At 44.5% G+C, this 23,405-nt stretch carries 22 protein-coding genes; 5 read left to right on the forward strand and 17 right to left on the reverse strand.

Annotation, left to right across the window (positions count from 1 at the left end):
• Positions 1-19 precede the first annotated feature (19 nt).
• Positions 20-1,183, reverse strand: coding sequence for an ATP-grasp domain-containing protein (locus BMY62_RS07085; RefSeq protein ID WP_218142948.1), 1,164 nt, complete (start codon positions 1,181-1,183; stop codon positions 20-22).
• 439 nt (positions 1,184-1,622) lie between these two features.
• On the opposite strand from BMY62_RS07085, the gene BMY62_RS07090 reads away from it, so the two are divergent.
• Positions 1,623-2,423, forward strand: a complete 801-nt coding sequence (locus BMY62_RS07090; protein WP_090658086.1) for a ferritin-like domain-containing protein — start codon at positions 1,623-1,625, stop codon at positions 2,421-2,423.
• 54 nt (positions 2,424-2,477) lie between these two features.
• Here the strand turns inward: BMY62_RS07090 and BMY62_RS07095 are convergent, their stop codons facing one another.
• From BMY62_RS07095 to pmbA, 4 genes are all read right to left on the reverse strand, one after another.
• Positions 2,478-3,722, reverse strand: coding sequence for an EAL and HDOD domain-containing protein (locus BMY62_RS07095; protein WP_090658089.1), 1,245 nt, complete (start codon positions 3,720-3,722; stop codon positions 2,478-2,480).
• Positions 3,723-3,933: 211 nt separating this feature from the next.
• Positions 3,934-5,220 (reverse strand): TRAP transporter large permease, encoded by a 1,287-nt coding sequence (locus BMY62_RS07100; RefSeq protein ID WP_090658091.1) that lies wholly within the window; start codon positions 5,218-5,220, stop codon positions 3,934-3,936.
• Positions 5,217-5,768, reverse strand: coding sequence for a TRAP transporter small permease subunit (locus BMY62_RS07105; protein ID WP_090658093.1), 552 nt, complete (start codon positions 5,766-5,768; stop codon positions 5,217-5,219). Before BMY62_RS07105 ends, BMY62_RS07100 begins: the two co-directional genes overlap by 4 nt.
• 12 nt (positions 5,769-5,780) lie before the next feature.
• Entirely contained in the window at positions 5,781-7,145 is a 1,365-nt protein-coding gene (gene pmbA, locus BMY62_RS07110) for a metalloprotease PmbA (RefSeq protein ID WP_090658095.1), read from the reverse strand.
• Between the two features lie 269 nt (positions 7,146-7,414).
• Between pmbA and yjgA the strand changes: the two genes are divergently transcribed.
• A complete protein-coding gene (gene yjgA, locus BMY62_RS07115; RefSeq protein WP_090658097.1) occupies positions 7,415-7,963 on the forward strand; it encodes a ribosome biogenesis factor YjgA in 549 nt (182 codons plus the stop codon).
• Here the strand turns inward: yjgA and BMY62_RS07120 are convergent.
• The 10 genes from BMY62_RS07120 to BMY62_RS07165 all read right to left on the reverse strand — a co-directional run bounded on the left by BMY62_RS07120 (position 7,947) and on the right by BMY62_RS07165 (position 15,588).
• A complete protein-coding gene (locus BMY62_RS07120; RefSeq protein ID WP_090658099.1) occupies positions 7,947-8,171 on the reverse strand; it encodes a DUF6677 family protein in 225 nt (74 codons plus the stop codon). The two genes, yjgA and BMY62_RS07120, sit on opposite strands and share 17 nt — an antisense overlap.
• Positions 8,172-8,319: 148 nt before the next feature.
• Positions 8,320-9,213 carry a heme o synthase gene (cyoE, locus tag BMY62_RS07125; RefSeq protein ID WP_177170325.1) on the reverse strand — a complete coding sequence of 298 codons (894 nt, stop codon included), beginning with the start codon at positions 9,211-9,213 and terminating at the stop codon, positions 8,320-8,322.
• A gap of 102 nt (positions 9,214-9,315) precedes the next feature.
• Positions 9,316-9,780, reverse strand: a complete 465-nt coding sequence (locus tag BMY62_RS07130) for an SCO family protein (RefSeq protein WP_256207479.1) — start codon at positions 9,778-9,780, stop codon at positions 9,316-9,318.
• A gap of 91 nt (positions 9,781-9,871) precedes the next feature.
• The gene (locus BMY62_RS07135) at positions 9,872-10,594 is read right to left on the reverse strand and encodes an SURF1 family protein (protein WP_090658105.1); all 723 of its coding nucleotides are present in this window, start codon (positions 10,592-10,594) and stop codon (positions 9,872-9,874) included.
• Between the two features lie 164 nt (positions 10,595-10,758).
• Positions 10,759-11,616: a cytochrome c oxidase subunit 3 gene (locus BMY62_RS07140; RefSeq protein WP_090658107.1), complete on the reverse strand. Its 858-nt coding sequence runs from the start codon at positions 11,614-11,616 to the stop codon at positions 10,759-10,761.
• A 24-nt stretch (positions 11,617-11,640) separates the two neighbouring features.
• Entirely contained in the window at positions 11,641-11,853 is a 213-nt protein-coding gene (locus BMY62_RS07145; RefSeq protein ID WP_090658109.1) for a DUF2970 domain-containing protein, read from the reverse strand.
• Positions 11,854-11,857: 4 nt separating this feature from the next.
• A complete protein-coding gene (locus tag BMY62_RS07150; RefSeq protein ID WP_090658111.1) occupies positions 11,858-12,409 on the reverse strand; it encodes a cytochrome c oxidase assembly protein in 552 nt (183 codons plus the stop codon).
• A 244-nt stretch (positions 12,410-12,653) separates the two neighbouring features.
• Positions 12,654-14,240 carry a cytochrome c oxidase subunit I gene (gene ctaD, locus BMY62_RS07155; protein WP_090658113.1) on the reverse strand — a complete coding sequence of 529 codons (1,587 nt, stop codon included), beginning with the start codon at positions 14,238-14,240 and terminating at the stop codon, positions 12,654-12,656.
• A gap of 13 nt (positions 14,241-14,253) precedes the next feature.
• On the reverse strand, positions 14,254-15,135 hold the full coding sequence (coxB, locus tag BMY62_RS07160) for a cytochrome c oxidase subunit II (RefSeq protein WP_090658115.1): 882 nt from the start codon (positions 15,133-15,135) through the stop codon (positions 14,254-14,256).
• Positions 15,136-15,339: 204 nt separating this feature from the next.
• Positions 15,340-15,588: a hypothetical protein gene (locus BMY62_RS07165; RefSeq protein WP_090658117.1), complete on the reverse strand. Its 249-nt coding sequence runs from the start codon at positions 15,586-15,588 to the stop codon at positions 15,340-15,342.
• A gap of 292 nt (positions 15,589-15,880) precedes the next feature.
• On the opposite strand from BMY62_RS07165, the gene BMY62_RS07170 reads away from it, so the two are divergent.
• From BMY62_RS07170 to BMY62_RS07180, 3 genes are all read left to right on the forward strand, one after another.
• Positions 15,881-17,521, forward strand: coding sequence for a L,D-transpeptidase family protein (locus tag BMY62_RS07170; protein ID WP_090658119.1), 1,641 nt, complete (start codon positions 15,881-15,883; stop codon positions 17,519-17,521).
• A gap of 71 nt (positions 17,522-17,592) precedes the next feature.
• Positions 17,593-18,198, forward strand: a complete 606-nt coding sequence (locus BMY62_RS07175) for a peptidoglycan L,D-endopeptidase MepK (RefSeq protein WP_090658121.1) — start codon at positions 17,593-17,595, stop codon at positions 18,196-18,198.
• A 445-nt stretch (positions 18,199-18,643) separates the two neighbouring features.
• On the forward strand, positions 18,644-19,411 hold the full coding sequence (locus BMY62_RS07180) for a flagellar brake protein (RefSeq protein ID WP_090658123.1): 768 nt from the start codon (positions 18,644-18,646) through the stop codon (positions 19,409-19,411).
• Positions 19,412-19,507: 96 nt separating this feature from the next.
• Here the strand turns inward: BMY62_RS07180 and BMY62_RS07185 are convergent, their stop codons facing one another.
• Together BMY62_RS07185 and BMY62_RS07190 are read right to left on the reverse strand one after the other, a co-directional pair.
• A complete protein-coding gene (locus BMY62_RS07185; RefSeq protein WP_090658125.1) occupies positions 19,508-21,694 on the reverse strand; it encodes a primosomal protein N' in 2,187 nt (728 codons plus the stop codon).
• 99 nt (positions 21,695-21,793) lie between these two features.
• Complete coding sequence (locus tag BMY62_RS07190) at positions 21,794-23,203, reverse strand: adhesin (RefSeq protein ID WP_090658127.1); 1,410 nt, start codon at positions 23,201-23,203, stop codon at positions 21,794-21,796.
• Positions 23,204-23,405: the final 202 nt, after the last annotated feature.

Below are 23,405 nucleotides of genomic sequence, written 5' to 3' on the forward strand. Positions count from 1 at the left end.
ATACACCTTGGTTCACCAGTCAACCGACGGGTTCGAGCTCGATCTGCATCGCTTTTTTCAAGTCACGGTATTTTTGCAGCAATTCCTGTTGACTGTTACCTGCCAGAAAAATAACTGCGATTTCATAGCTATAACTGTCCTGATCCATGAGCTCCGACAAGCGCATACCACTGCGAACATGCAATTGAATGTTCGCATCTGCGTATTCATGTTCAAGCATCTGAAGGTCCTGCGCTGAAGGCACATGCCGGATATATGCGTCATGATTAATACGCCACATAAACTTTGCTGCTATCTTGTGTTTTCCCTCGCGATGAGGAAAATCCGGTTTTTCTCCTAATCCCAGCTCCAGCATGACTTTCTGATGTGTAGCGCCATCGACATCGCGAAACAGCGGGCAGTGCGATTTTGAAATCCGCGTGTTGATTTCAAGCAACCAGATTCTGTCGCGACCGGCTTTTATCGGTTCCCAGTAGTATTCAATATTAAACGGACCGTTATCAAAACCGATATGCTTAAGAAAACATTCAGTTGTAGCGATCATTTCCCGCTGGATACGCATTGGAATCGTTGACGGGTACTGATAACGCGCAAAGCTGGAACGATGCTGTCCTTCACGAATCGAATCGACGACGCCATACACTGTCATGTCACCATGATAAACATAACCTTCAAGCGTGCATTGTCGTCCTCTGGAAATAATCCCCTCCACAATACAATAATTTCCATCCACAGCATCAATTTCGTCTGGCAACTCGGCAAACTGCAACATATAGTTAAATGGTCTGGAAAAACGACAAATTTTCTTACGGATAATCTGCAAAACCTGATCGAGCTCAGTGTCATTACGCACTTTAAAACCCAGATGAGAAGAAGCTGATTTGACCGGCTTGATCCAGAACGGGTATTGAACTGTTACCGATTGTTTGGCATTGGTGTCGAACGGATTAATTGCACAAAAATCGGGAATATAGTCGGGAATAACCTTTTTTTGTTCCAACCGACACCAGTATTTATGTTCACAAATAAGTACTGATCGATAGCTGGGCGAAGGTAAACCAAACGGTTGCCGAAGTAGCGGTAGCATAGTACTGACCGGAAAATCCCAATAGCCGACAATTGCGTCGACGGATCCGGAAAAAGCCTTTAAACGCTCCATCGCACTTTTGTGAATCTTTTGCACCGAATGCCCATTCCAGCATTTAACCTGTTGATGTGTAAGCAATTCATGAAAACAGTAATGTTTCGCGGAAGCGAGTGCCTTCATTTGATTTATATTGAACTCCTCCGCCCCAAAAACGAAGATATTTTTTTTACACGTATCATGCATCATGATATTTTCACCCATCTCCCCGTAACACTGTCTCAGTCGTTACGATAACACATACCCGTATGGCATTCATGGACAAACACCAGCTGAAATGATTTCGATCATAGTAAGCCGTTGAATTCCGATTTCGAAATGATAGCCAGACCCGTTCCGCGTGGTGTTTATGCAAAAAGCAAACAAACATCCGTTTTTCCGGCCACTTGAACCGTCAAACTCAACCAGCCATAGCTTTGTTGTTAAAAACAGGCGACAATAATCAACAAACACAAATTTTCTGTTCTTGACTCTTACTATGGAATCGCTTTTTGACGCAGCTCATCGCTGCTTGAATACCCGGGAATTAGACCATAAGCTGTACTTAACCCATCAAACCGCCCAAATGTGGCATCAGGATTTGTTATCAATCGAATACAGTCAGGTACCCGAACCCATAGGAGAGCCCGGACGCCCGGCGAAGCCCGAGTTGGTATTACCCGCCAATGTGCCTAAACGCCGACTGGGCACGAAAGCAGGACTTGTCTCATTAATTCATGCTGTTACACACATTGAATTTAACGCCATCAACCTCGCCTGGGACGCGGTGTATCGTTTTCGCCAGCTTCCCACGCAGTATTACAGTGACTGGATACGTGTCGCCTGCGAGGAAGCTCATCATTTCCACTTACTGCGAAATCGCTTGCTTGAACTGGAGCATGATTACGGCGACTTTCCAGCCCATAACGGCTTGTGGGAGATGGCCAGAAAAACGGCCTTTGATCCGATGGTGCGTATGGCCCTGGTCCCGCGTGTACTGGAAGCCAGAGGGCTGGATGTAACACCGGGCATTATCAATCGCCTCCGTATCGCTGGAGATGAAAAAACCGTTGCAATACTTGAAGTTATTCTGCACGATGAAATCGGCCATGTAAAAATCGGTTCACACTGGTTTCAGTATTTTTGCAATCAACGACAATTGAACGCGGACCGCACATTCAGCAGGTTGCTCAATCAATACTACACGGGACAGCTCTCTGGCCCGTTTCACTATGAAGCGAGACAACAGGCGGGTTTTACCGAAACCGAACTCAGAACGCTCGAAAGCATGAAACGCTGATATCCTGGCAGGTTTTTATTTGTACTGATTTACACGTGGATCGTTACCTGAATTTCAGCATTCTGAGTTGACCATATCGTTGATACGATTTGCCCAAACCAGTGCCTCCAGCTCCAGCTGTGTAAATTCTGTCATATTGAGGAACCCCAGTTCCGACAGTATTGATGAAACAGTTTCGAATTCACCAATTTCGTGTGCTTCTATCAGTGCCAGTTGGCGGCCCAGGTAACCCCGCCTTGACAACAAGGCGTCACTCATATCTTTCTGGATACTCAGCGTTTTTACGAGTTCGGACATTTTCATACCCAACAAGGTATCCAGTAACGATAACACGCCCACCATGAAAGCACGGTCATGATGATTCTTGTCATGGGGCCGGTCTGCTATTGCAATGAGTTCGAGTAATTTTCCACGAACAGATGCGGTCTGAATAAGTGCATCCGATGTGCTGCCATCTTTTTGTTTGGCGGAATAAAGCAGAATCTGCACCCATCGCTGGAGCTGTTTTCTGCCCAAAATCATGATTGCTCTTTTAATCGAATTTACCGTTCTGGCCGTGCCCGTGGCAGCAGAATTCACCATGCGAAGCAGGTTGTAACTCAATCCAGGTTGATACTTAAGCTCGTTCTCGATATCGACAACCTCGCTGTCTTTGACTACGAGCAGCAATAGTTTCAGTAGCGACAGTTTGGATGGATCAATACGTTTTCCAGAAATGATCTCGGGCCTTGCAAAATAAAAGCCCTGCAACATATTAAAACCCAGCTCTATGCATTTCCTCGCTGTTTCCCGGCTTTCAACTTTCTCTGCCAGCAATAGGACAGGCCACCGCCTCAGTTTCTTGATCAGCCTGACTAGCTCTTTACTTTCCAGCTCGCTGACATTGACTTTAACCACATTAACCATGGGCATTAACCTATCCAGCCGCTCATCGACTTGCACCACGCCTGTCAAAGCGATCTGATAACCTTTCTGCCTTATTTCCTTGCAGCGCTCTATAATGGCATCGTCTATTTCAACATTTCTCAATATTTCGAAAACAATCTGGCTTTTAGGCAGCAAAAATACCGCGTCACTCATTAAAAATTTGGCATCGACCTTGATGAAGCCGCGCCGTTTGCCCATGACATTTTCAATACCCAATTGCCCGTAAGTATCGATGATGACATTCGCCGATGCCGCCCGGTTGTCTGTAACACGCACTTTATTCAGCTGATTGGAACGAAACAAGAGCTCAAATGCAACGATGTTCTGTTTATTGTCCAGTATCGGAAGCCTGCCTAGAAATACTTCATTCATTGTTAGTCCTGTAAACGCGCAAGCTGCAGCAGATTCTTCAATATTAACGTTTTAAGCCATATTTACCTGTCACGCACAATCTGACACAGAACATGCAATTCGTTGATATCGAACAGGAGTCTAACGGATAATAAACTCTTAGGATTCTTCGTTTAAGGAATGTTTATGCCTTTATTTATCCGTTTAAGCGCTTTATCCGACTGATTGCGCTTTATAAAAACACCCGTACAATGTCAGGAAACATCATGACGATTACCAGCCCAATCAATTGCAATATAATGAACGGTATCACGCCGCGGTAAATATGCAACGTACCGAGCGATACCGGTGCCACACCACGCAGATAAAACAGTGAAAACCCGAATGGCGGGGTCAGGAAAGAGGCCTGCAAATTCAGTGCAACCAGGATACCGAACCAGAGTGGATCAATATCCAGTTTCAGCAGTACAGGCGCTATCATGGGAACAAAAATATAAGCTATCTCGACAAAATCAATGAAAAATCCCAGCAAAAAAATAACGATCATCATCAAGACGACAAATCCCCATTGGCCGCCAGGCAGATATTCCATGATTCGTTCTACTGCGTCATCACCACCAGTATAAGTAAAAACCATTGAAAAAAATGTCGCGCCAGCCAGGATGGTAAATACCATGGCACTGATTTTTGTCGTCTCCATCGCAACCTGATGCAGCATGGAAACGCGCAGGTTACCGCCAAGCACAGCAAGAATAATTGCACCTACGGTACCCATCGCAGCTGATTCGGTTGGAGTAGCGATACCTGTTATCACGGTACCAAGCACCACCATCACCAACGTCAGCGCAGGAGTGATTGCAAGAAGTGCCTGCCAAAATTGTTTTGAGCTGATCCGGGATGCCCGCGGAATGGCTGGAGCGGTATCCCTTTTAAAATAAGCTGCCGCCAGACAGTAAATTATATACAGCAGAACCAGAAGCAGGCCGGGCAGCAATGCAGCACGATAAAAGTCACCCACGGGCTGGTGCAACACATCAGCCAGAATGATCAATACGATCGAAGGTGGAATGATCTGGCCCAGCGTACCAGAAGCACAAATCACGCCGCAGGCAAGCTGCTGATTGTAGTTATATTTCAGCATGACAGGTAATGCAATCAGCCCCATAGTCACAACCGAAGCGCCCACAACGCCAGTAGATGCAGCAAGCAACATACCAACAACAACTGTGGATACCGCCAATCCACCGCGGATATGCCCGAACAGCAGCCCCATAGACTCAAGCATTCTTTCTGCGATCCCGGATCTTTCCAGAACCAGCCCCATGAAAATAAAAAGCGGTACTGCCATTAACGTGATATTGGTCATTATTGCGTACAGGCGATACGCAATCAGCATAAACAGGTCTAGCCCTTCAGCATATAGTCCGAAAAATACAGAAACACCGGCAAATGTAAAAGCTACAGGATAACCCAGTGTCAGCATCAACAAGCAGACAACAAACATGACCAGACCGATCACGATTTTTCCCGATGTTCTGGCGTGCTTTGGCCTGGATCTAAAGAATCACCGGCAAGTAAACGAATATTTTGCGAAATAACCGCAATTGCCTGGATCAAAACCAGAAAATATCCAAATGGTAGCAACGCCTTGAACGCAAACCGGTAAGGCAAGCCGCCCGGGTCGCTGGATACCTCCTGAGTTTCATAAGAATAAGCAACAAAATCGAATGAGCTGTACAGAATCAATGTACTCATCGGAATGACAAAAATCACTGTTCCGAACAAATCAATCGCAGCCTTTCTGCGAATGGAAAGCTTTTCATACAATACGTCTACACGCACGTTTGCATTTTCACGCATGGTATATGCAGCACCCAGCAAAAACACAGCAGCAAATAAATGCCATTCCAGTTCCTGCATGGCAATTGACCCGGATTCAAATGCGTAGCGCGCTATCACATCAACGAACACGACAGCAATCATGAGTATACACAGCCATCCAGCCAACCAGCCAAACAGGCCGGATATTCGACCTATGTATAGCTCCAATTGACGCAACTTCTGCATAATGGAAATACTTCAGCCACCCGCGACGGTCATGTGGTCAATCAGAATAGAGCCGCTCAGTTTGGAGCCGCGCACGACGACGTCGTTACCAATTGCTGCTATTCCCAGGAACATTTCTTTCAGATTGCCTGCAATGGTGATTTCTTCGACGGGAAAACTGATCTCCCCATTTTCTATCCAGTAGCCGGACGCACCCCGCGAATAATCCCCAGTCACGGTATTGATGCCATGTCCCATCAGTTCGGTTACCAGCAATCCTCTGTTCATTTGCTTCAGCAGAACGTCAAAGCCCACTGGCTCACCGTTTTCGATAATCAGGTTGTGTACACCGCCAGCATTGCCCGTTGTCTGCATACCCAGTTTTCGCGCAGAGTAGCTGCTCAGGAAATAGCCTTGAACTATGCCATTTTCAACCACATTTCGTGTTGCCGTTGCAACGCCTTCGTCATCAAAAACGCTGCTGGCCAGCCCTTTGGGTAAATGTGGCCATTCACGGATATTGATATTGCCACCAAAAATTTGTTGACCCATGCTGTTCAATAAAAAGGTCGATTTACGATACAGATTGCTTCCGCTGACTGCTGATGCAAAATGACCAAGCAAGCTAGCCGCAACCGGCGCTTCAAACAGTACGGGTACTTCGCAGGTCGGAATCTGGCGTGCTCCCAGACGCGCAACAGTCCGTTCTCCTGCTTTTCTGCCTATTTGCTCGACAGCTTCCAGATCTTGAACATCACGTGCTACGCTATACCAGTAATCCCGTTGCTTGGCGCCATTTTGCTCAGCAATAGCAACACAACTTATGCTATGCCTCGAATATGGGCACCCTCCTACAAATCCCAGACTGTTGGCATAAACAAACTGCGATTCATCCGTTGATATACTAGCGCCCTCAGAGTTGCTAATCCGCGCATCTACTGCAAAAGCGGACTGTTCGCAGTTCCTGGCCAATTCAATGGCCTTTTCTACAGGTAAGTTCCAAGGATGATACAAATCCAAATCAGGGAAACTCCGGGCAAGCAGTTCTGGGTCAGCCAGCCCCGCACAATCATCTGTAGCTGTATGTCGTGCTATCGACAAAGCAGCACTTACTGTTTCGCTGATCGCTTGTGGCGTAAAATCTGATGTGCTGGCATTTCCACGCTTCTGCCCAATATAAACGGTAACCGAAAGCCCCTTATCGCGGTTATATTCTATGGTCTCAACTTCATTTTTGCGAACCGTTACCGTTTGCCCGAAACCATCGGATACATGCGTCTCACAGGCACTGGCACCGCCACGCTTGGCATGGTCAAGAATATCGCGGGCAATTTGCTCAAGCCTCGAATAGGTATTTGAAAATCGAGTAGGTTGCTTTTCTGCTGATAACGTATTCATAAAATTATTTTGTGGATTGATTAAATTATTATTAATTTTTTAGAATGATTACTGTAAATACAGATATGAAGCATGACATGCAATAGGCTGAGGCGGAATGAATTGTTATTTTGTCGGCGCATTATCTGCACTAATGCTTTCTTGATAGAACTGGATTATACGCAATATTACAATAAGAACAGATTGGGTTAGACGCATTAAATAAATCTGGTTTGACTTTGATCTAAACGTTATGATGAATCGTATTCATTTTACCTTACACAATTGACGTGCAAAACACTACTGATAAAACCGACAAGAGGGAAGATAAACCCAGTAAAACGCAACGCAAACTCGCAATGCATTCATTGCAAAAAACCGGGGAGCAGCTGGTTACACTGAGTGATAATCAGCTTGCCGAGCTGGATTTACCGGAAAACCTGCATGAAGCAATCTTAGTTGCGCGTCAAATCACCAAATTTGGCGCACGCCAGCGGCAAATGCAGTTTATTGGAAAGTTGATGCGGCGAATTGATATTCTACCTATTGAAGAAAAGCTTAAAGCCTTGCAACGAAATTCCTCCCATCAGATAGCTCTGACACACCTGGCAGAACGCTGGCGCGAGCAACTTTTATCCGACAATGAAGCTTTAACTGAATTTACCAGACAATATTCAGGTGCTGAAACTACACAAATCAGGACGTTGGTGCGAAATGCGCGCAAAGAAATAAACAGCAATAAAGCATCTAAAAACTATCGTCAATTGTTTCACGCATTACTGGAAACAATTAAAAACGAGCGAAATTCACGAAGTAAAGATATTAGTCATCCTTGTTGAATTTTGCGGCATCAAGAATTGACCACAAATGAATAATGCCGCCTACAACTGCCGGAATGATCAGGGCGGCAAAAAAGTAATTAGTGCTGACTACAACGAAAAACAATAAGGCCGATAATGCACGTCCTTGAACTAATTGTCCTAATCCAGGGATAAGAAAGCTGCATATTGCCGCGAGCACGTTTCCGCCAGAACCCTGTCCTGTCATAATATACGCTGTTGTGCCATGAGTAATGCCGCAAGAAAAGGATTCAACGACTGACGCAATTCCAGCTTGATATCATTTAATGACTGAAACTGATTGAAACTGAAACAGAGACTACGGCAATTAATCCATAGTCTCTGTATTCGATAATTTAAATATAGATATAATGATCGACAAGCAATGCCACAAACAGTAACGCAAGATACAATATGGAATAGCGAAAAGCTTTCCGTGCCAGCTGATCACTGTAATTTCTGTATATTTCTATGGCGTAATACATAAATACAGCATTTAACGCAAGCGCACTGATGATATAAATCATACCACTCATTTGCGTTAGATATGGAAACACGGTGATGATACAAAGAATAATTGTATATAAAAGCACATGCAATTTGGTAAATTGATCACCGTGTGTAACAGGCAGCATTGGCATACCAATTGATGCGTACTCATTCTTCCGATAAAGCGCCAATGCCCAGAAATGTGGTGGTGTCCAAGCAAAAATAATCAGAAACAGCAGTAAAGCATCTGCAGTAATTTCACCCGTGACAGCAGTCCATCCCAAAACCGGGGGCATTGCACCTGAAGCACCGCCAATGACGATATTCTGAGGTGTTAAAGGTTTTAGTATTACTGTATAAATAATTGCGTACCCGACAAACGTTCCCAGTGTCAACCACATCGTCAACGGATTGACCCATTCATACAGTATAAACAACCCGGCTCCGCCAACTAAGAGAAGAAAAAAGAGTGTTTCCGGAACGCTAACCCCACCTTGTGGCAGTGGACGCCCTTTGGTTCTGGCCATAATAGCATCCATCTTATACTCGACCAGACAATTCAATGCTGCTGCCGCTCCTGCAACCAAAGCGATTCCGATCGTTCCAAAAAATAATGCGTCTATTGGTACCGCGCCCGGAACGGACAAAAACATTCCAATCACGGCAGTAAATACGATTAATGAGACCACTCTTGGTTTTGTTAATCGGTAGAACTGTTGAATACGTGTTGCTGCTTCATGCAATGCTAAACTCGTTGCCATTTGACTCATCTCCTGCCTTATTTATCTTTTGCCTTATTGATGATTTAAACTGTCATTCCAAAAGCTAAAGTAAGTAATTTGATATTTCGATTCTTTTAATATTTACATGTGCTCATCATGTGACACTTGTAATAATCGCTTGAGGTCATCGCTCATTTTTCTTGGCTCCAAATCCTCAGGGAAGCGCATCATCAAATTGCCATAGGGATCAATTAAATAGATATGATTACGCTGCGTTTCCCTGCTGGGAATCTGATCAAGAAGCTCGCTATCTCGAGCGTTGACAATCTGAGTGCCTTTATATTCTTCCCAGAACCTGTCCTCGACGGGAACATTGTCATCCACCAACCACAACCTTTCTATGCGATGCATATCCTTGTTTTGCATGGTTCGAATCTGCCGCATAAAATATAACTTCTGCTGACACGCCTGATCACAATTACCGGAATCGATTGTTAGCATCACCCATTTCCCATGCAGATCCTTGATTCTTAGAATGGTATTTTCATCTTGCGTTACACCGCTACCTGACAATTTATGTAGATCAAGAAGCTCTCCATAATTCACACTGCTTCCAGGTCGATACCCTGCAAAAAAAAGTGTGTATGAAATTATAATCGGAGCAAGTAAAACTACCCCAATCATGACAAATTTAATCCTATTGGCTCTTCTTGTTGCTTCGTCTAACATTTAACACCAGAAAAATTATGATTGTCGTTATAGCAAGGGAAAACCATTGAATTGCATAGCCGATATTTTTTGATGCTCCGGAGTCAGCTTTTTTCCAGTCACGGATTAAACCATCCTTTATATGACCAGTTTGTTGAATCATAATCGGTTGCATTACAAGATTAGATGCCTGCTGAAAACGCTCTAAATCGAAGTTTATCCAAACGGTCCCTGAGGTATCCGGTTCAGCCAGTTCAAGCATTCTCAATTCTGGGGATACGACAGTACCAGTTATTATTGTTTCTCCAGTATCTACCGGAACTTCTGGTAACTCGGACCGATCATATCCGGTCGCTATCCAACCCCTGTTAATCATCACATGCCACTCACTATTTGCAATCTGCAAAGGCGTTAGCACATGATAACCCGCCTGTCCTTTATACGTTTTGTTGTCCAGATAAATCGTAAATTCCGGTCTATATCTTCCTCTAACTTCTACCTGTCGATATAGAAAATCTTCCATCGTTATGCGACTGTCCGGAATATTGACTACAGGTTCATTTGACAGCTGCTCCAGTTGCTGGTGGCGTTCATTTCTCTCATCAGCGCGAGACAACTGCCACTTTCCCAACTCTAGAAAAATCACTACCATACCTGCTGTTACAATCCAAGCCCAAAGCTTGGGCTTAAACTGAAAACCTTTAAAAGCCATAGTGTATGTGTAGCAGCAATAAACTTAGAATCTTCTTACCGTGTATCTGGGATATTTATATATAAAAAGATTCCAGTCTTTTACATCTCAATCCTGCAGACATCAAAATCAGCAACATGCAATGTAAAAGCTGGAACCCTGTTCATAACAAATACTGTTTCTATTTACATCAGATAAACAAATATAAACAGCCCCAACCAGACCACGTCTACAAAGTGCCAGTACCAGGCTACGCCCTCAAAACCGAAGTGTCTTTCCGGTGTGAAATGTCCTGCAGCACATCTGAAATAGATAACAAGCAGCATGATCGTGCCCAGCGTCACATGGAAACCATGAAATCCCGTAAGCATAAAGAATGTTGAACCATAAGCGCCGGTATCCAGTCGCAGATTCAAATCATTATAAGCATGAACGTATTCATAGCCTTGCAGTCCCAGGAACAACGCGCCCAAGAAAACTGTTGCCAACATCCATTTCTTCAGTGCATCACGCCGCCCTTCTTTTAAGGCCCAGTGAGCATAAGTAACGGTCACACCTGAAGTTAGCAAAATCAGCGTATTAATCGCCGGTAATCCCCATGCACCCATTGGCGTAAATGCAGCGTGTTCTCCAGGTCCCGTAGTTGGCCAACCGCCTTCATAAGCACCCCAGAATGACTGGCCTAAAACCTGACTTTCTTCAGCCAACCATGGAATTGACAAAACGCGCATGTAAAACAGTGCGCCAAAAAAAGCAGCAAAAAACATAACTTCCGAGAAAATAAACCATGTCATTCCCCAGCGAAATGACTTATCGACATCCAGACCATATTTTCCGCTTTCACTTTCTGCTGCAACTGTGCCAAACCAGCGAAAGCACATGTATATCAGTATCGCGAAGCCTATCGCCAACAGACCATAGCCCAGCTCCATTTTATTCATCGTTAACGCGGCACCAAACCCCATAAACAATAACGCCGTTGATCCGATAATCGGATATGTTGACGGGGCTGGTACATAGTAGTGACCCGTTTGTTGACTCATTCTTACCCTCCTAGTTCCAAATTTTCAATTCAAGTTAACAATAATTTTGACCAGTATCAAAATACTGATTACAAAAAGCGTTGCTCCGATTAGTCCGCCTATGATTAACTGGGCCGGTTTTAAATTGGCTGCATCGTTTTCCAAATCGCTTTGCTTTCGGATTCCCATAAACGCTGCCAATACAGCCTTGGCTACCTGCATGAATGTACCGGAAGCTTTTTTCTCTTCTTTACTCATACACTTATTTTTCGCTGATAGCCGGCGTCCCTACGGGAAGTTCAAAAAAGGTATACGAAATCGTAATCGTATGAAACTCCTTAGGCAAAGTCGGCTCGATCACAAACTGGACCGGCATTTGCCTCACTTCCTTTGGTTTTAAAACCTGCCTGGTAAAACAAAAACATTCGAATTTCTTTAAATGCTTGTCCAGAAAGCGCGGACTATAACTCGGTATCGCCTGACCTGTAATCTCTCGCTCCGAGTTATTGATAATTTCGTACATCACTTCTACTGATTCACCTGGATGGACACGAACGCTGCGCTGTAACGGCTTGAAGTCCCATGGTAATCCTCGTGTATTTGCATCAAGCTCTATTGTCACCCAGCGTGCGGTATCCGTTTCCTGTTCTTGAGTCAGTGTATCCGGCTGTAACAGATTATTGATACCGGCTACTTCACAAAATTTTTCATAAAACGGCACCATTGCATAGCCAAAAACAAACATAACGACTGTGAAGACCAACAACTTCTTCATCATTGTCAGGTTATTTTCCATCTTGTCTTTGATCGCCATTTTGTCTTTCACCTTTTATCAATTCATCGGCTACAGCCGCAGCGTACAGATCTGTTGAACGTATTCAATCTATTCGGCGGTCACATGCCTTTAGCGTGATTCATAGATTGGTCTTCCTTTTATAATTTCATGTAAAGAAAGGCACCTACATATATTACTATCACTAAAATAAATAAGATAACTGCCGTTTTGATTTTTCTACGCTTCAAATCTGTTTCATCTGACATACGAATCTCGTCGGTTATTATTTAACAACTGGTGGTGTTTCAAAGCTATGATATGGCGCTGGTGTTGGCAAATGCGTCCACTCCAGTGTTTTTGCACCGTCCCACGGCTTTTCAGGTGCTGGCTCTTTGCTGCGTATACATTTGATTACAATGTAAACAAATAATAATTGCGTCAAACCAAATCCAAATGCACCGAGACTGGAAATCATATTGAAATCAGCGAATTGCAAAGCGTAATCGGGAATTCTGCGCGGCATGCCTGCAAGACCCAGGAAATGCTGAACAAAGAACGCCATGTTAAAGAAGATCATTGACAACCAGAAATGCCATTTGCCCAGAGTCTCATCATACATGTGCCCCGTCCATTTAGGCAGCCAGTAATAAGCGCCGCCAAACAAAGCAAATAAAGCACCTGATACAAGTACGTAATGGAAGTGTGCAATTACATAATAAGTATCTTGGACTTGAATATCAATTGGTACGATAGCGCAGATAACACCGCTGAAACCACCAATCACGAACAGGAAGATAAATCCGATCGCAAACAGCATTGGTGTTTCAAATGTCATTTCGCCTTTCCACATTGTCGCGGTCCAGTTGAACACTTTCACACCTGTTGGCACAGCAATCAGCATGGTTGCATACATGAAGAACAGTTGTCCGACGGTCGGCATACCAGAAGTGAACATGTGATGCGCCCATACGATACACGAAAGAATCGCAATAGATGCTGTCGCATACACCATTGAAGAGTAACCAAACAGCGGCTTGCGTGAGAATGTAGGAATGATTTCAGACACAATACCAAATGCCGGCAAAATCATGATATACACTTCAGGATGACCAAAGAACCAGAAAATGTGCTGGAACAACACAGGATCACCACCACCAGCAGCATTGAAGAAGCTTGTGCCAAAGTGACGATCAGTAATCAGCATTGTCACCACACCAGCGAGTACCGGCATTGCCAGCACCAGCAGATATGCAGTAATCAACCACGTCCATACGAACAATGGCATTTTCATCAGCGTCATGCCCGGTGCGCGCATATTCAGTACAGTGGTAATAATATTGATAGAGCCCATAATCGATGATGCGCCAAGAATGTGTACTGCAAACAGCATCATATCGACACCAAGGCCACCTTGCGTTGACAGCGGCGGATAAAATGTCCAGCCACCTGCTGCTGCACCTCCTGGCACAAAGAACGACGAAATTAATAGTAACGCTGCGGGTATCAACAACCAGAAGCTCCAGTTGTTCATACGGGCAAACGCCATATCGGGCGCACCGACCATCATCGGTATTTGCCAGTTAGCAAACCCCACAAACGCCGGCATGATGGCACCAAACACCATAATCAAGCCATGTAATGTGGTAAATGAGTTAAATAATTCGGGCTCAAGAATCTGAATACCGGGCTGGAATAATTCAGCTCGGATACCCATCGCCAGGAAGCCACCCGTAAAGAACATTGCCAAACTGAACCACAGGTACATTGTCCCAATGTCCTTGTGGTTGGTTGTTGTTACCCAACGCATGATACCTGTTGGGTGATGGTCGTCATGCCCGTGACCATGTACGTCACCATGTACTGCTGCCATAGGTTATCTCCTCTTAATTATTATCTGAATCTTTTTCAGCTGCTTCAACCGCTTCGGCATCGCTCGCTACATCAGTCGCCACAGAAGCAAGATTAACAGAGTCTTTTTTCATGCTAGCCAGTTTCTCAGCGGCCCACTCTGAGTAAGCTTCTTCGTCTAGAACTTCCACTACAATTGGCATATAACCATGATCCTTGCCACACAATTCAGCGCATTGACCGCGATAGATGCCCGGTGTATCAGCTGTGAACCATGAATCACGAATAAATCCTGGAATCGCATCCTGCTTAACGCCCAATGCAGGCACCCACCATGCGTGAATCACATCATTGGCAGTCAAAATCATGCGCACTTTTTTGCCTACCGGCACCACAACATGATTGTCGACTTCCAGAAGATAGTGCTCGCCTTTCGGCTCCTTGTTTTCCAATTGTGCTCTAGGTGTTGAGAGCTTGCTGTAGAAGCTGATGCCCTCACCTTCGCCTTGCAGGTAATCGTAACCCCACATCCATTGATAGCCAGTTGCCTTGATCGTCATATCCGGACTGGAAGTGTCTTTCATCGCGATGACAGTCTTGGTAGCCGGCCATGCCATTACAATTAGAATCAAACAAGGAATTATTGTCCAGATCACCTCGGCTGTAGTGCTGTGATGAAAGTTTGCAGCTTTGTGTCCTACTGATTTACGATGTTTCAGAATCGAATAAAACATGACGCCAAAAACAGCGATAAAGATAGCCAGACAGATCCACAAAAGCATCATATGCTGATCATAAATATCTTGCGCAATGACGCTCTGTGGCTCTTGAAAATTATATTTTGATCCCACCGCCATGCTTGAATACAAGGCTAGAGCGGTAACCCCCGCCAAGGTTGCTACTGATTTATTTCTCATATTTCCCCCACATGATTATTACGAACTCTTCGATTCCAGGCATCGCTCTTGCATTAGAGAGCAAAACAAACATCTTTGTTCAGTCTGTATATGCTTGAGCGAAGCACTGTAATCTCATCTTGCAAAAAAATAACCATACCATATCGACGACAATTACTTTTATTAGCCGAAATTTATTGTTATCTATAACTTAGATTTACCAAGTTAAGGACAACTTTTTTGTGTTACTAAATCGAATGGAAATTCTAGCATGCTGCCGTGCCCCGAACAAGGGAAAATCATGATTTTTATAGCAATATTCCCCTGTTTATAAAGTGGTATTTTCAATTTGACGTCATTAAAAAACCCTGTTGACATCTCGATAATCACACTTTTATTTTCCCGTTTGCCTGCTGCACTCAGTTTTATCCGGCATTGATATTTTGCAGAAATAAAGGACGCTAATAGCGTCATTCGTTCATGCCGACAGCTTGGGTATTGACGCGGTTATTTCAAAAACAGAACAATACATTTTGTAATGTCTGGCGTTGTACAATGCAATGTGGAATGGAAATTTTTATCGATATCAGCTGCACGGGACCCGATTATTTATTTCAGCTAAAAAACAGGAGAAAATGCCACTAATCAAGACACATACATCGGTATCAATCGATTATTTTCAATATAGATTAAAATTATTGATCAAACTATACCAATCAACATTAACTGGCCAACCTGAAACACCTCAATCCAATCAATACCGTATATGCCACAAACATCGTTTTTTATTAATTTTTTTTCAGGGCTGGTACTTTTACACTGCACTTCATTAAGTCAGGCCACAACATTCGACACCGAAAGTCTGCAATCGGCACTGAACACTTTCGTGTCCCGGTACGTTGATGACCCGCGACACGAATATATTGATCTGACCAAACTGCAGGAATTCTATTCGGCAAGAGACTATCGGCCCGCATGGACTGATTCCGTCACACAATTGACGCGTTTGGAAATTGCTTTGTCTTTTATTGGCACCGCTGAAAATGAGGGGCTGGAGAGCCGGGAATATCGACTTGATCGTTTGATGCAGTTATTCAAAACGCGAAACCCATCTGAGCGCTTCGAGCTTGAATTTCTGACAACATTGTCATTATTGCGGTTTAGCAACGATTTATACCGTGGTCGATTTACCGCTTCCAGACTCGATCCTGACTGGCACATTCCACAACCGGCTTTCAATGCGATCAATTTCTTACTATCGACAGTAGACACTGACACCTTTCAACAATCACTTCTGGGACTGGCACCCAATATACCCAACTATCACTTACTCAAGCAGGTGCTGTTGAAATTTCGCAACCTGGCCGAACGCGGGGTTTCCTGGCAGCATATTCCAGATATGCCATTGCTTCGACCCGGCGAATCGCATCAGGCCATTCCTTTGATACGTATACGTATCGCTCAAGCCTACGAAACGCATGACAAAACTGAATATAATCTGTCTCATTCGGAAGAGAGCATAAACAGCACAATATATGATCGCAGCCTGGTCAATGCCATCAAGGCCTTTCAGCTGCAACACGGACTGAATGCTGACGGTATCATCGGAAAAAATACCATAAACGCACTCAATAAAACGCTCGACGAAAAAATACAGCAACTGCGCATTACTATGGAACGACTGCGCTGGCTGCCACGCGAACTGGGCAGTCGTTATCTGCTCGTAAATACTGCAGGCTTTCAGCTCGCCGCCGTGGAAAACGATGAGTATATGCTAGACATGCGTATTATTGTCGGGCGTGATTACCGTTCAACACCCAGTTTTAACAGTCGCATCACACATTTGATTATTAATCCCTACTGGAACATTCCAGCCAGTATAGCCAGCAAGGATCTGTTGCCCAAACAGCAGAAAAATCCAGATTACTTTACATCTCAAAATATCAGGGTCTATTCCGACTATGCTTACAACGCAGAACCGATAGATCCAGACAGCATCGACTGGCTGGCAATCAGGCGTGGTTTTCCATATATTCTGCGACAGGATCCCGGTATCCACAACGCGCTGGGAACTATCAAATTCATGCTGCCGAATCCTTTTAGCATTTATTTACATGATACACCAACCAAAACTCTGTTTAACAAAGATATTCGCACCTTCAGTTCAGGTTGTATACGCCTGGAAAAACCGCTGCAACTGGCAGAGTTCGCGTTAAGGAAACAATTAACGCAAGAAACTTTGAAAGCACAGATCGAATTCGGGAAAACCAGACAAATTAATCTTCCTGAGCCGCTGCCGACTTTTATTGTGTATTTGACAGCCTGGATAGACAGCGAAAACAACATACATTATTCGCCGGATAGTTACCAAAGAGATAGACGCGCACTCGCCTTTGCGCGCTGGTAACTTCATTTACTGCATTGTTAATTATGAAAATTCATGTTAGGGTTCGAACACTCACATAAGGAGGATCCAGAATGTCAACCAGCTTACGCTCCCACTCCCGAGATCACTCAGCCTCGGTCAGTGTATCCAATAAACAGAAATATGGTCGCCGTCATTTTTTGAAAGCCGGCATCGGCGCGTGTACACTACTCGCACTGCCTAATGTGCATGCATCCCCATTTAATTTGAGTGAACGCAAGCTTGCCTTGCTGAATCTGCATACGGGCGAACGGGTTAAAACAACATACTGGGCGGAAGGTCAGTATGTCTCGGAAGGTTTAACGGCGATCAGAAAAGTATTGCGCGACCACCGTACCGGTGAAACTTATGAAATTGATCCTAATCTGCTGGATATGCTGCAACTGCTAAACTATAAAATGAAATCAAAAAAAGAGTTTCATGTGATATCCGGTTACCGTTCACCCGCTACCAATGCGCAGCTGAACGCACGCAGCAATGGGGTGGCTAAGCGCAGTCTTCACATGCAAGGCAGGGCAATCGATCTACGTTTGCCTGGGCATATGCTTTCAGATCTACATAATGCGGCACTGTCATTGCAGGCTGGCGGTGTCGGTTATTATCCAAAATCCGATTTTATTCACATTGATACCGGACATTTTCGTCAATGGAGAGGCTAACACACAAACCTGACTGTTAAACCGGAACTTGTATACACTATCCCAAATAACAATAGCACAGGCATCCATATTCAATTAATTCAGACACACCAGATACCTGGTTTTGATGAAATCAACCTGCTGCACCCCAGCAATATTGGCGCGGTAATCCCGTGACTGTACCAACAGTCTACTGTCGGCAAGTTATGCTTTGAAAAAGGCATATTGCGAGTGTCCGACTTCATTGCTGCGTTGCGCGGATGCCTGTTCATACAAAAAACTATTGTTTCAACCAATATTGCCGTTAAATATACGGAGTACATCGATTACCGCAGAAGCACAAATGAGACAGAAAACCGGCTGGTAGTCTGAGGTTCCCGGGCTTGTAATATACCGGGAAAATTTAACACCTTCTTTTCCAATTCTTTGATTGAAAATTAGCGTTTTACAGGAGTGACAATGGCTTATGAATTTAACCGAAAATATAAATGATATAGAGAGCCCGTCTACTTCCACCAAAAACAGCGACTCTGCAACCCGGAAAAAACAGGATACGACAAATGATACTGTTTTTTCTTTTAAAGACATGCAGTTAAAAATTAACGACAAATTGCAGATCCAGCCTGCCACCTTGTCAAAAAAGTCGCAAAGTCCTACACAGGTTACTTATTACACAGCAAAACTCATCGGGTACTATCTTAATTTAGGATTACTGATTTCAGAACCTCATTCCGTTAAAATCAATGAATATCCACTTCTGGAAGGCGATGAATTATTTATTTTTTATTTCAATGGACAAACACTGTTCAAATTCACTTCATATGTTGAAAAAATTATAACGCTACCTTTCAAGTATCTACATTTAACATTTCCAAAGCATATTTCAGGTAAGCAAATTCGCAGTTCCAGACGCGTTAGCGTAAATATAGAAGCGACGGTTAATAGCATTACTTCGCCTGTCATCATCACTGATATCAGTACTACAGGAGCAAAAATTGAGACCAACCAGGAATTAGGCGGCATCAACACGGCTATAGACATTGCTTTTGAAATCGGTCTGCATGAACTCAAAACAAAATTACAATTAAAGGGAAAAGTTCAGTCATTCAACATATCCCATACAAACGCATTGAATCCACTATGTTACGGCATCAGATTTACTTCTCTGCAACATGACCAAAACCTTCTTTTGCATAACCTGATTTATCAGAATCTGATGGATGAATTCACTTAAGCATTGGAAATGTCCCTGTTTATTTTTAAGTTTGCAAAGTGCAATACATTTGTTAACTGAAAAACAAACGCGGGCATTCAGTTCGATCCGATTTGCTTAAAATTCGATAGGGTCCACATCAAGCACCCAACGCACTTTAAATGCGGTCAGGGCACTCAACTGTTCACACCAACGTGTTAAAAACGACTGCAGTTTCCCGCGCGAGCGGGATTGTACCAGCAGATGCGCACGTTCCATACCTTTCAATCGCGCCATATATGCCGGAACAGGATCGAATATTTCTACACCGGCATGATGAGAGTACGCTATTTTTTGTGCAGCACCCAAGAAATCCAATACCCTGGTCAAATTGTGCGCCTCCGCGCGTAACAATGCCTGATATACATACGGCGGGAAGCCTGCCATTTTTCTTTCGGCCAGCATCGACTCGGCCAGTACGTCATAATCATGCTGTCGCAGGGCCTGATACAACGGATGGCGTGGAAATTCCGTCTGAACCAGGACACTGCCGGAAACAGCGGCTCGACCGGCACGGCCAGCCACCTGCATGAGCTGCGTAAACAGACGCTCACCTGCCCTGAAATCAGTACTGTATAAAGATCTGTCCGAACCCAGTATGCCGACCAGCGCCAGATTTGGAAAATCATGCCCCTTGGCCAGCAATTGCGTTCCAACCAGAATATCAATTTCTTGTCGATGGATAGCTTGCAGAATCGTTTGCCAGGAGTTCTTGCGGCGTATACTGTCACGATCGATACGCTGGATGCGTGCCAACGGAAACTGTGTTGCCAGGGCCTCCTCAATACGCTGAGTGCCGCGTCCGAATGGAATCATATCCTGGTTCCCGCACTGCGGGCATGCGCGTGGGAAGTATTCCTGATGACCACAGTGATGGCAGGATAACCGCTTATCCTGCAAATGAACGACCAGGCGACTGGAACAGCGCTGACAAACAGCTGCCCACCCGCAGGAGGGACACAACAATACCGGCGCATAACCACGGCGATTAATGAAAATCAAGCATTGCAACTGACGATCCAGACATTTCCCAATAGCGTGTATTAACCGGGCTGACAAACCATCTGCAGTTTTCTCGGACCGCATGTCAATACATTCAACCGGCGGTAATACAGCATTGCGGACAGCGCGACTGCTCAAACGCAAACATCGGTATTTGCCACTCAAAACATTATAATAAGTTTCCAGAGAGGGCGTAGCTGATCCGAGCACTACGGGTATTTGCATCTGCCTTGCACGAAATATGGCCAAATCACGTGCCGAGTAACGCAGCCCATCCTGTTGCTTGAATGAACTGTCCTGCTCTTCGTCAACAATAATCAATCCTAGTCTCGGCGCCGGCGTGAATACTGCCAGTCTTGTTCCGAGAATAATGTCTGCCCTCCCTTGTTGTGCCTGCAGCCAACCGGTCAGCCGCTCGGTATCATTCAGACCACTGTGTAAACTGACTATTCGAGAAGCTGTAAAGCGATTGCGGAAAACCGTCTCGAGTTGTGGCGTCAGGCTGATTTCCGGAATCAACACCAATGTTTGAATGTTTTCTTTGAGTGCCCGGTCTATCAACCGCAAATAAACTTCGGTTTTACCGCTTCCAGTAATGCCATGTAATAACCAGGTTTCAAATTGTTTGAATTTATCGGTAATCGCAGCGACGGCAACCGACTGCTCTTCCGTCAACTCTGGAACAATTTTTTTAATCGAATCACTGCCCGTTTCGATTGCTTCCTCCAGCCAGCCTTTGTCCAGCCAGCCTTTCAGAATAGTGACTGCACGCGGTGAAATGTCTCTGGCTTGCCGTAACGTCAGCAACTGCTCATTTTGCAAAACAGTCCACAAACGACGCTTCAGCGTATTTCGTGATGGAATGGTTGCAATATCAATTTTTCGACCGGCTTCGGTTAATACAAACCCTGTATGATTCACTGTGCCCTTGAAGCTGACCGGTTTATTATTGCGGATCTTGCCTGGCAGACTATTCATTACAACCATACCCAGAGGATGATGGTAATAATTACTGCAGAAGCGCAAAAGTGCCAGTAACTCACTTGACAGTGGCGGTATTTCACGAAAAATACAGATGATGTATTTCAGCTTCTCCAATGGCACATCAGAATCTGAACAAATGTCCAGAATGATGCCGGTAACTTTCTTTTTACCAAATGGCACACAGACACGCAAACCGATATCGTTTTCATCGGCTTCATCTGCAATATAGTCAAACAACGTGTCGACAGGAATATTCAGTGCGACACGCAGAATGGGCATATCAGGAGAAAATGGACAACCACCGAATCACCGGAAATATCTATTTTCCGGCAACTCAGCGGCATATGAGTTATATCAAGAATCTATCACGGCTATGTATTAGCCGGAGACGCGATAGACGGTTACCGGATCTTCGCCTTGTACTTCAAGCTTGGCAGTATCGCCACTCGAATCTATGGTAAAGCGATGCGCACCATCGCTACCGGAAAATCCCAGACAACCGTCCGTATTATACGTAAAGCTGGAGATTTTCAATTGATTGCTGGCCTTATTGTAGTCGTACGTCGCAAATTCCACACCCGGTTTGGCGCATCGTGCCTGATTATCGCGCGCGCCCTCACCAATCGGATCAATCGAAATGATACGATTATTGACAAAAAATACCAGCATTTTTGTGTTTATAGCATCAGCATCAAACGCCCAGGCACCGACTATGCCATCAGGATCGTTATCGATTCTTGAAAATCGTGTTTCTTTGATTTCCTTCTCGACAACTTCATTCTCATCGCTCAGCTCAATCGGTTTGGCAATATGAAACATCTCGCCAAAGACGCTTTTCTGTTCTCGTTCACGTTGTACCGTCACAATGTCGGAGTGAATCATGTCCAGACCATCTGTACGGATGCGGCGAGTGGGACCAGGATCGGACAGGCCGGCTTTTAAGTTGGTGTCAATCGACGTCTCCCCGATAACTTTGAAACCGCGGGTATCGAATTCGATAGCCTTGGCAACACCATGCTCGACACCTGCTTGAAAAATAGTACGGCCACCACATACCCGGTTCTCATCACATGAATCATCGGGGGTTGCCTGGCCCTGCAGATATTCTCCACTACCGTCAGCTGCAACACGGAGTACCGTGGCGGTACTGTCGCTATAATTCACCCAAATTTGTGCACTCAAAGAAGTTACACCCGAAACCATAAAGTGCTCGCTGACTTCCTCAACCGTTTTAGCTGCATGCTCAATACCAGCAGCTTCCAGAATACTTTGCAGCTCAGACGAATTAGCAAACGCTTCAGGCTCGTTATTAAGCTTGATAGCGTTAGTCACAGCAGCCGCTGCTTCATTGGTAATGTTGATACCGTTTGTCGCATCACCATCTTCATCCAGTGACTGTAATAATATCAATAGATTGATCAGTCGCTTTTCATCGTTTTCGGCCAGATCAATCGGTGTCACGATCGGCGTACCCTGTACCTTTCCCAAGGTAAGTTCTCCGAGTTTGAATTCAACAGTATCACCATAATTGAAATCAAACTCACCCGCCACATTAGTCACACCTTTTTTACCAGACGATGCACTATACGTAACTCCTGCTACAGGACTGTCAAGCAAAACACCGGTGGCGGCCCCGGTTGGCATCACACGTTTGGCAGTCGATGTTTCGCTACTGCTGCTGCCCATGCCGCCCGTATCACTATCACCACACGCAGTCAGCCCGGCAACCAGGGCAACAGAAGCCAGGCAAACCCATGGATTCATTCGAATCTTTTGATTGCGTTTCATCAAAACTCTCTCTTTATGTTTAATAAATTAATCGATTAAATGGTTGTATTGCATCATAACCACATACTTTTTGTATGTTAATTGACTGATAGAAGGATAAGGAAATTTTCTATCACAACCACTATTATAGCCAAGCTGTTTCGTTTAGGTTCTTCTTATCTTGATTTTTTGACCTTAAAATTATAGCTTTTTAATTTTCTAA

It is taken from the genome of Nitrosomonas marina, from assembly GCF_900111605.1.
In the GTDB taxonomy this organism is placed as follows: domain Bacteria; phylum Pseudomonadota; class Gammaproteobacteria; order Burkholderiales; family Nitrosomonadaceae; genus Nitrosomonas; species Nitrosomonas marina_A.

Coding starts and splice junctions, on each gene's coding strand:
- ctaD (WP_090658113.1), bottom strand. CDS start 14,240: ATGGCAGCAGTACATGGTGACGTACATGGTCACGGGCATGACGACCAT.
- BMY62_RS07145 (WP_090658109.1), bottom strand. CDS start 11,853: ATGAGTAAAGAAGAGAAAAAAGCTTCCGGTACATTCATGCAGGTAGCC.
- BMY62_RS07095 (WP_090658089.1), bottom strand. CDS start 3,722: ATGAATGAAGTATTTCTAGGCAGGCTTCCGATACTGGACAATAAACAG.
- BMY62_RS07185 (WP_090658125.1), bottom strand. CDS start 21,694: ATGCCCATTCTGCGTGTCGCACTGAATATTCCTGTCGACACGTTGTTT.
- BMY62_RS07175 (WP_090658121.1), top strand. CDS start 17,593: ATGTCAACCAGCTTACGCTCCCACTCCCGAGATCACTCAGCCTCGGTC.
- BMY62_RS07140 (WP_090658107.1), bottom strand. CDS start 11,616: ATGAGTCAACAAACGGGTCACTACTATGTACCAGCCCCGTCAACATAT.
- BMY62_RS07190 (WP_090658127.1), bottom strand. CDS start 23,203: ATGAAACGCAATCAAAAGATTCGAATGAATCCATGGGTTTGCCTGGCT.
- BMY62_RS07170 (WP_090658119.1), top strand. CDS start 15,881: ATGCCACAAACATCGTTTTTTATTAATTTTTTTTCAGGGCTGGTACTT.
- BMY62_RS07150 (WP_090658111.1), bottom strand. CDS start 12,409: ATGGCGATCAAAGACAAGATGGAAAATAACCTGACAATGATGAAGAAG.
- BMY62_RS07135 (WP_090658105.1), bottom strand. CDS start 10,594: ATGGCTTTTAAAGGTTTTCAGTTTAAGCCCAAGCTTTGGGCTTGGATT.
- BMY62_RS07105 (WP_090658093.1), bottom strand. CDS start 5,768: ATGCAGAAGTTGCGTCAATTGGAGCTATACATAGGTCGAATATCCGGC.
- BMY62_RS07180 (WP_090658123.1), top strand. CDS start 18,644: ATGAATTTAACCGAAAATATAAATGATATAGAGAGCCCGTCTACTTCC.
- coxB (WP_090658115.1), bottom strand. CDS start 15,135: ATGAGAAATAAATCAGTAGCAACCTTGGCGGGGGTTACCGCTCTAGCC.
- BMY62_RS07165 (WP_090658117.1), bottom strand. CDS start 15,588: ATGACGCTATTAGCGTCCTTTATTTCTGCAAAATATCAATGCCGGATA.
- BMY62_RS07090 (WP_090658086.1), top strand. CDS start 1,623: ATGGAATCGCTTTTTGACGCAGCTCATCGCTGCTTGAATACCCGGGAA.
- cyoE (WP_177170325.1), bottom strand. CDS start 9,213: ATGGCAACGAGTTTAGCATTGCATGAAGCAGCAACACGTATTCAACAG.
- BMY62_RS07120 (WP_090658099.1), bottom strand. CDS start 8,171: ATGACAGGACAGGGTTCTGGCGGAAACGTGCTCGCGGCAATATGCAGC.
- pmbA (WP_090658095.1), bottom strand. CDS start 7,145: ATGAATACGTTATCAGCAGAAAAGCAACCTACTCGATTTTCAAATACC.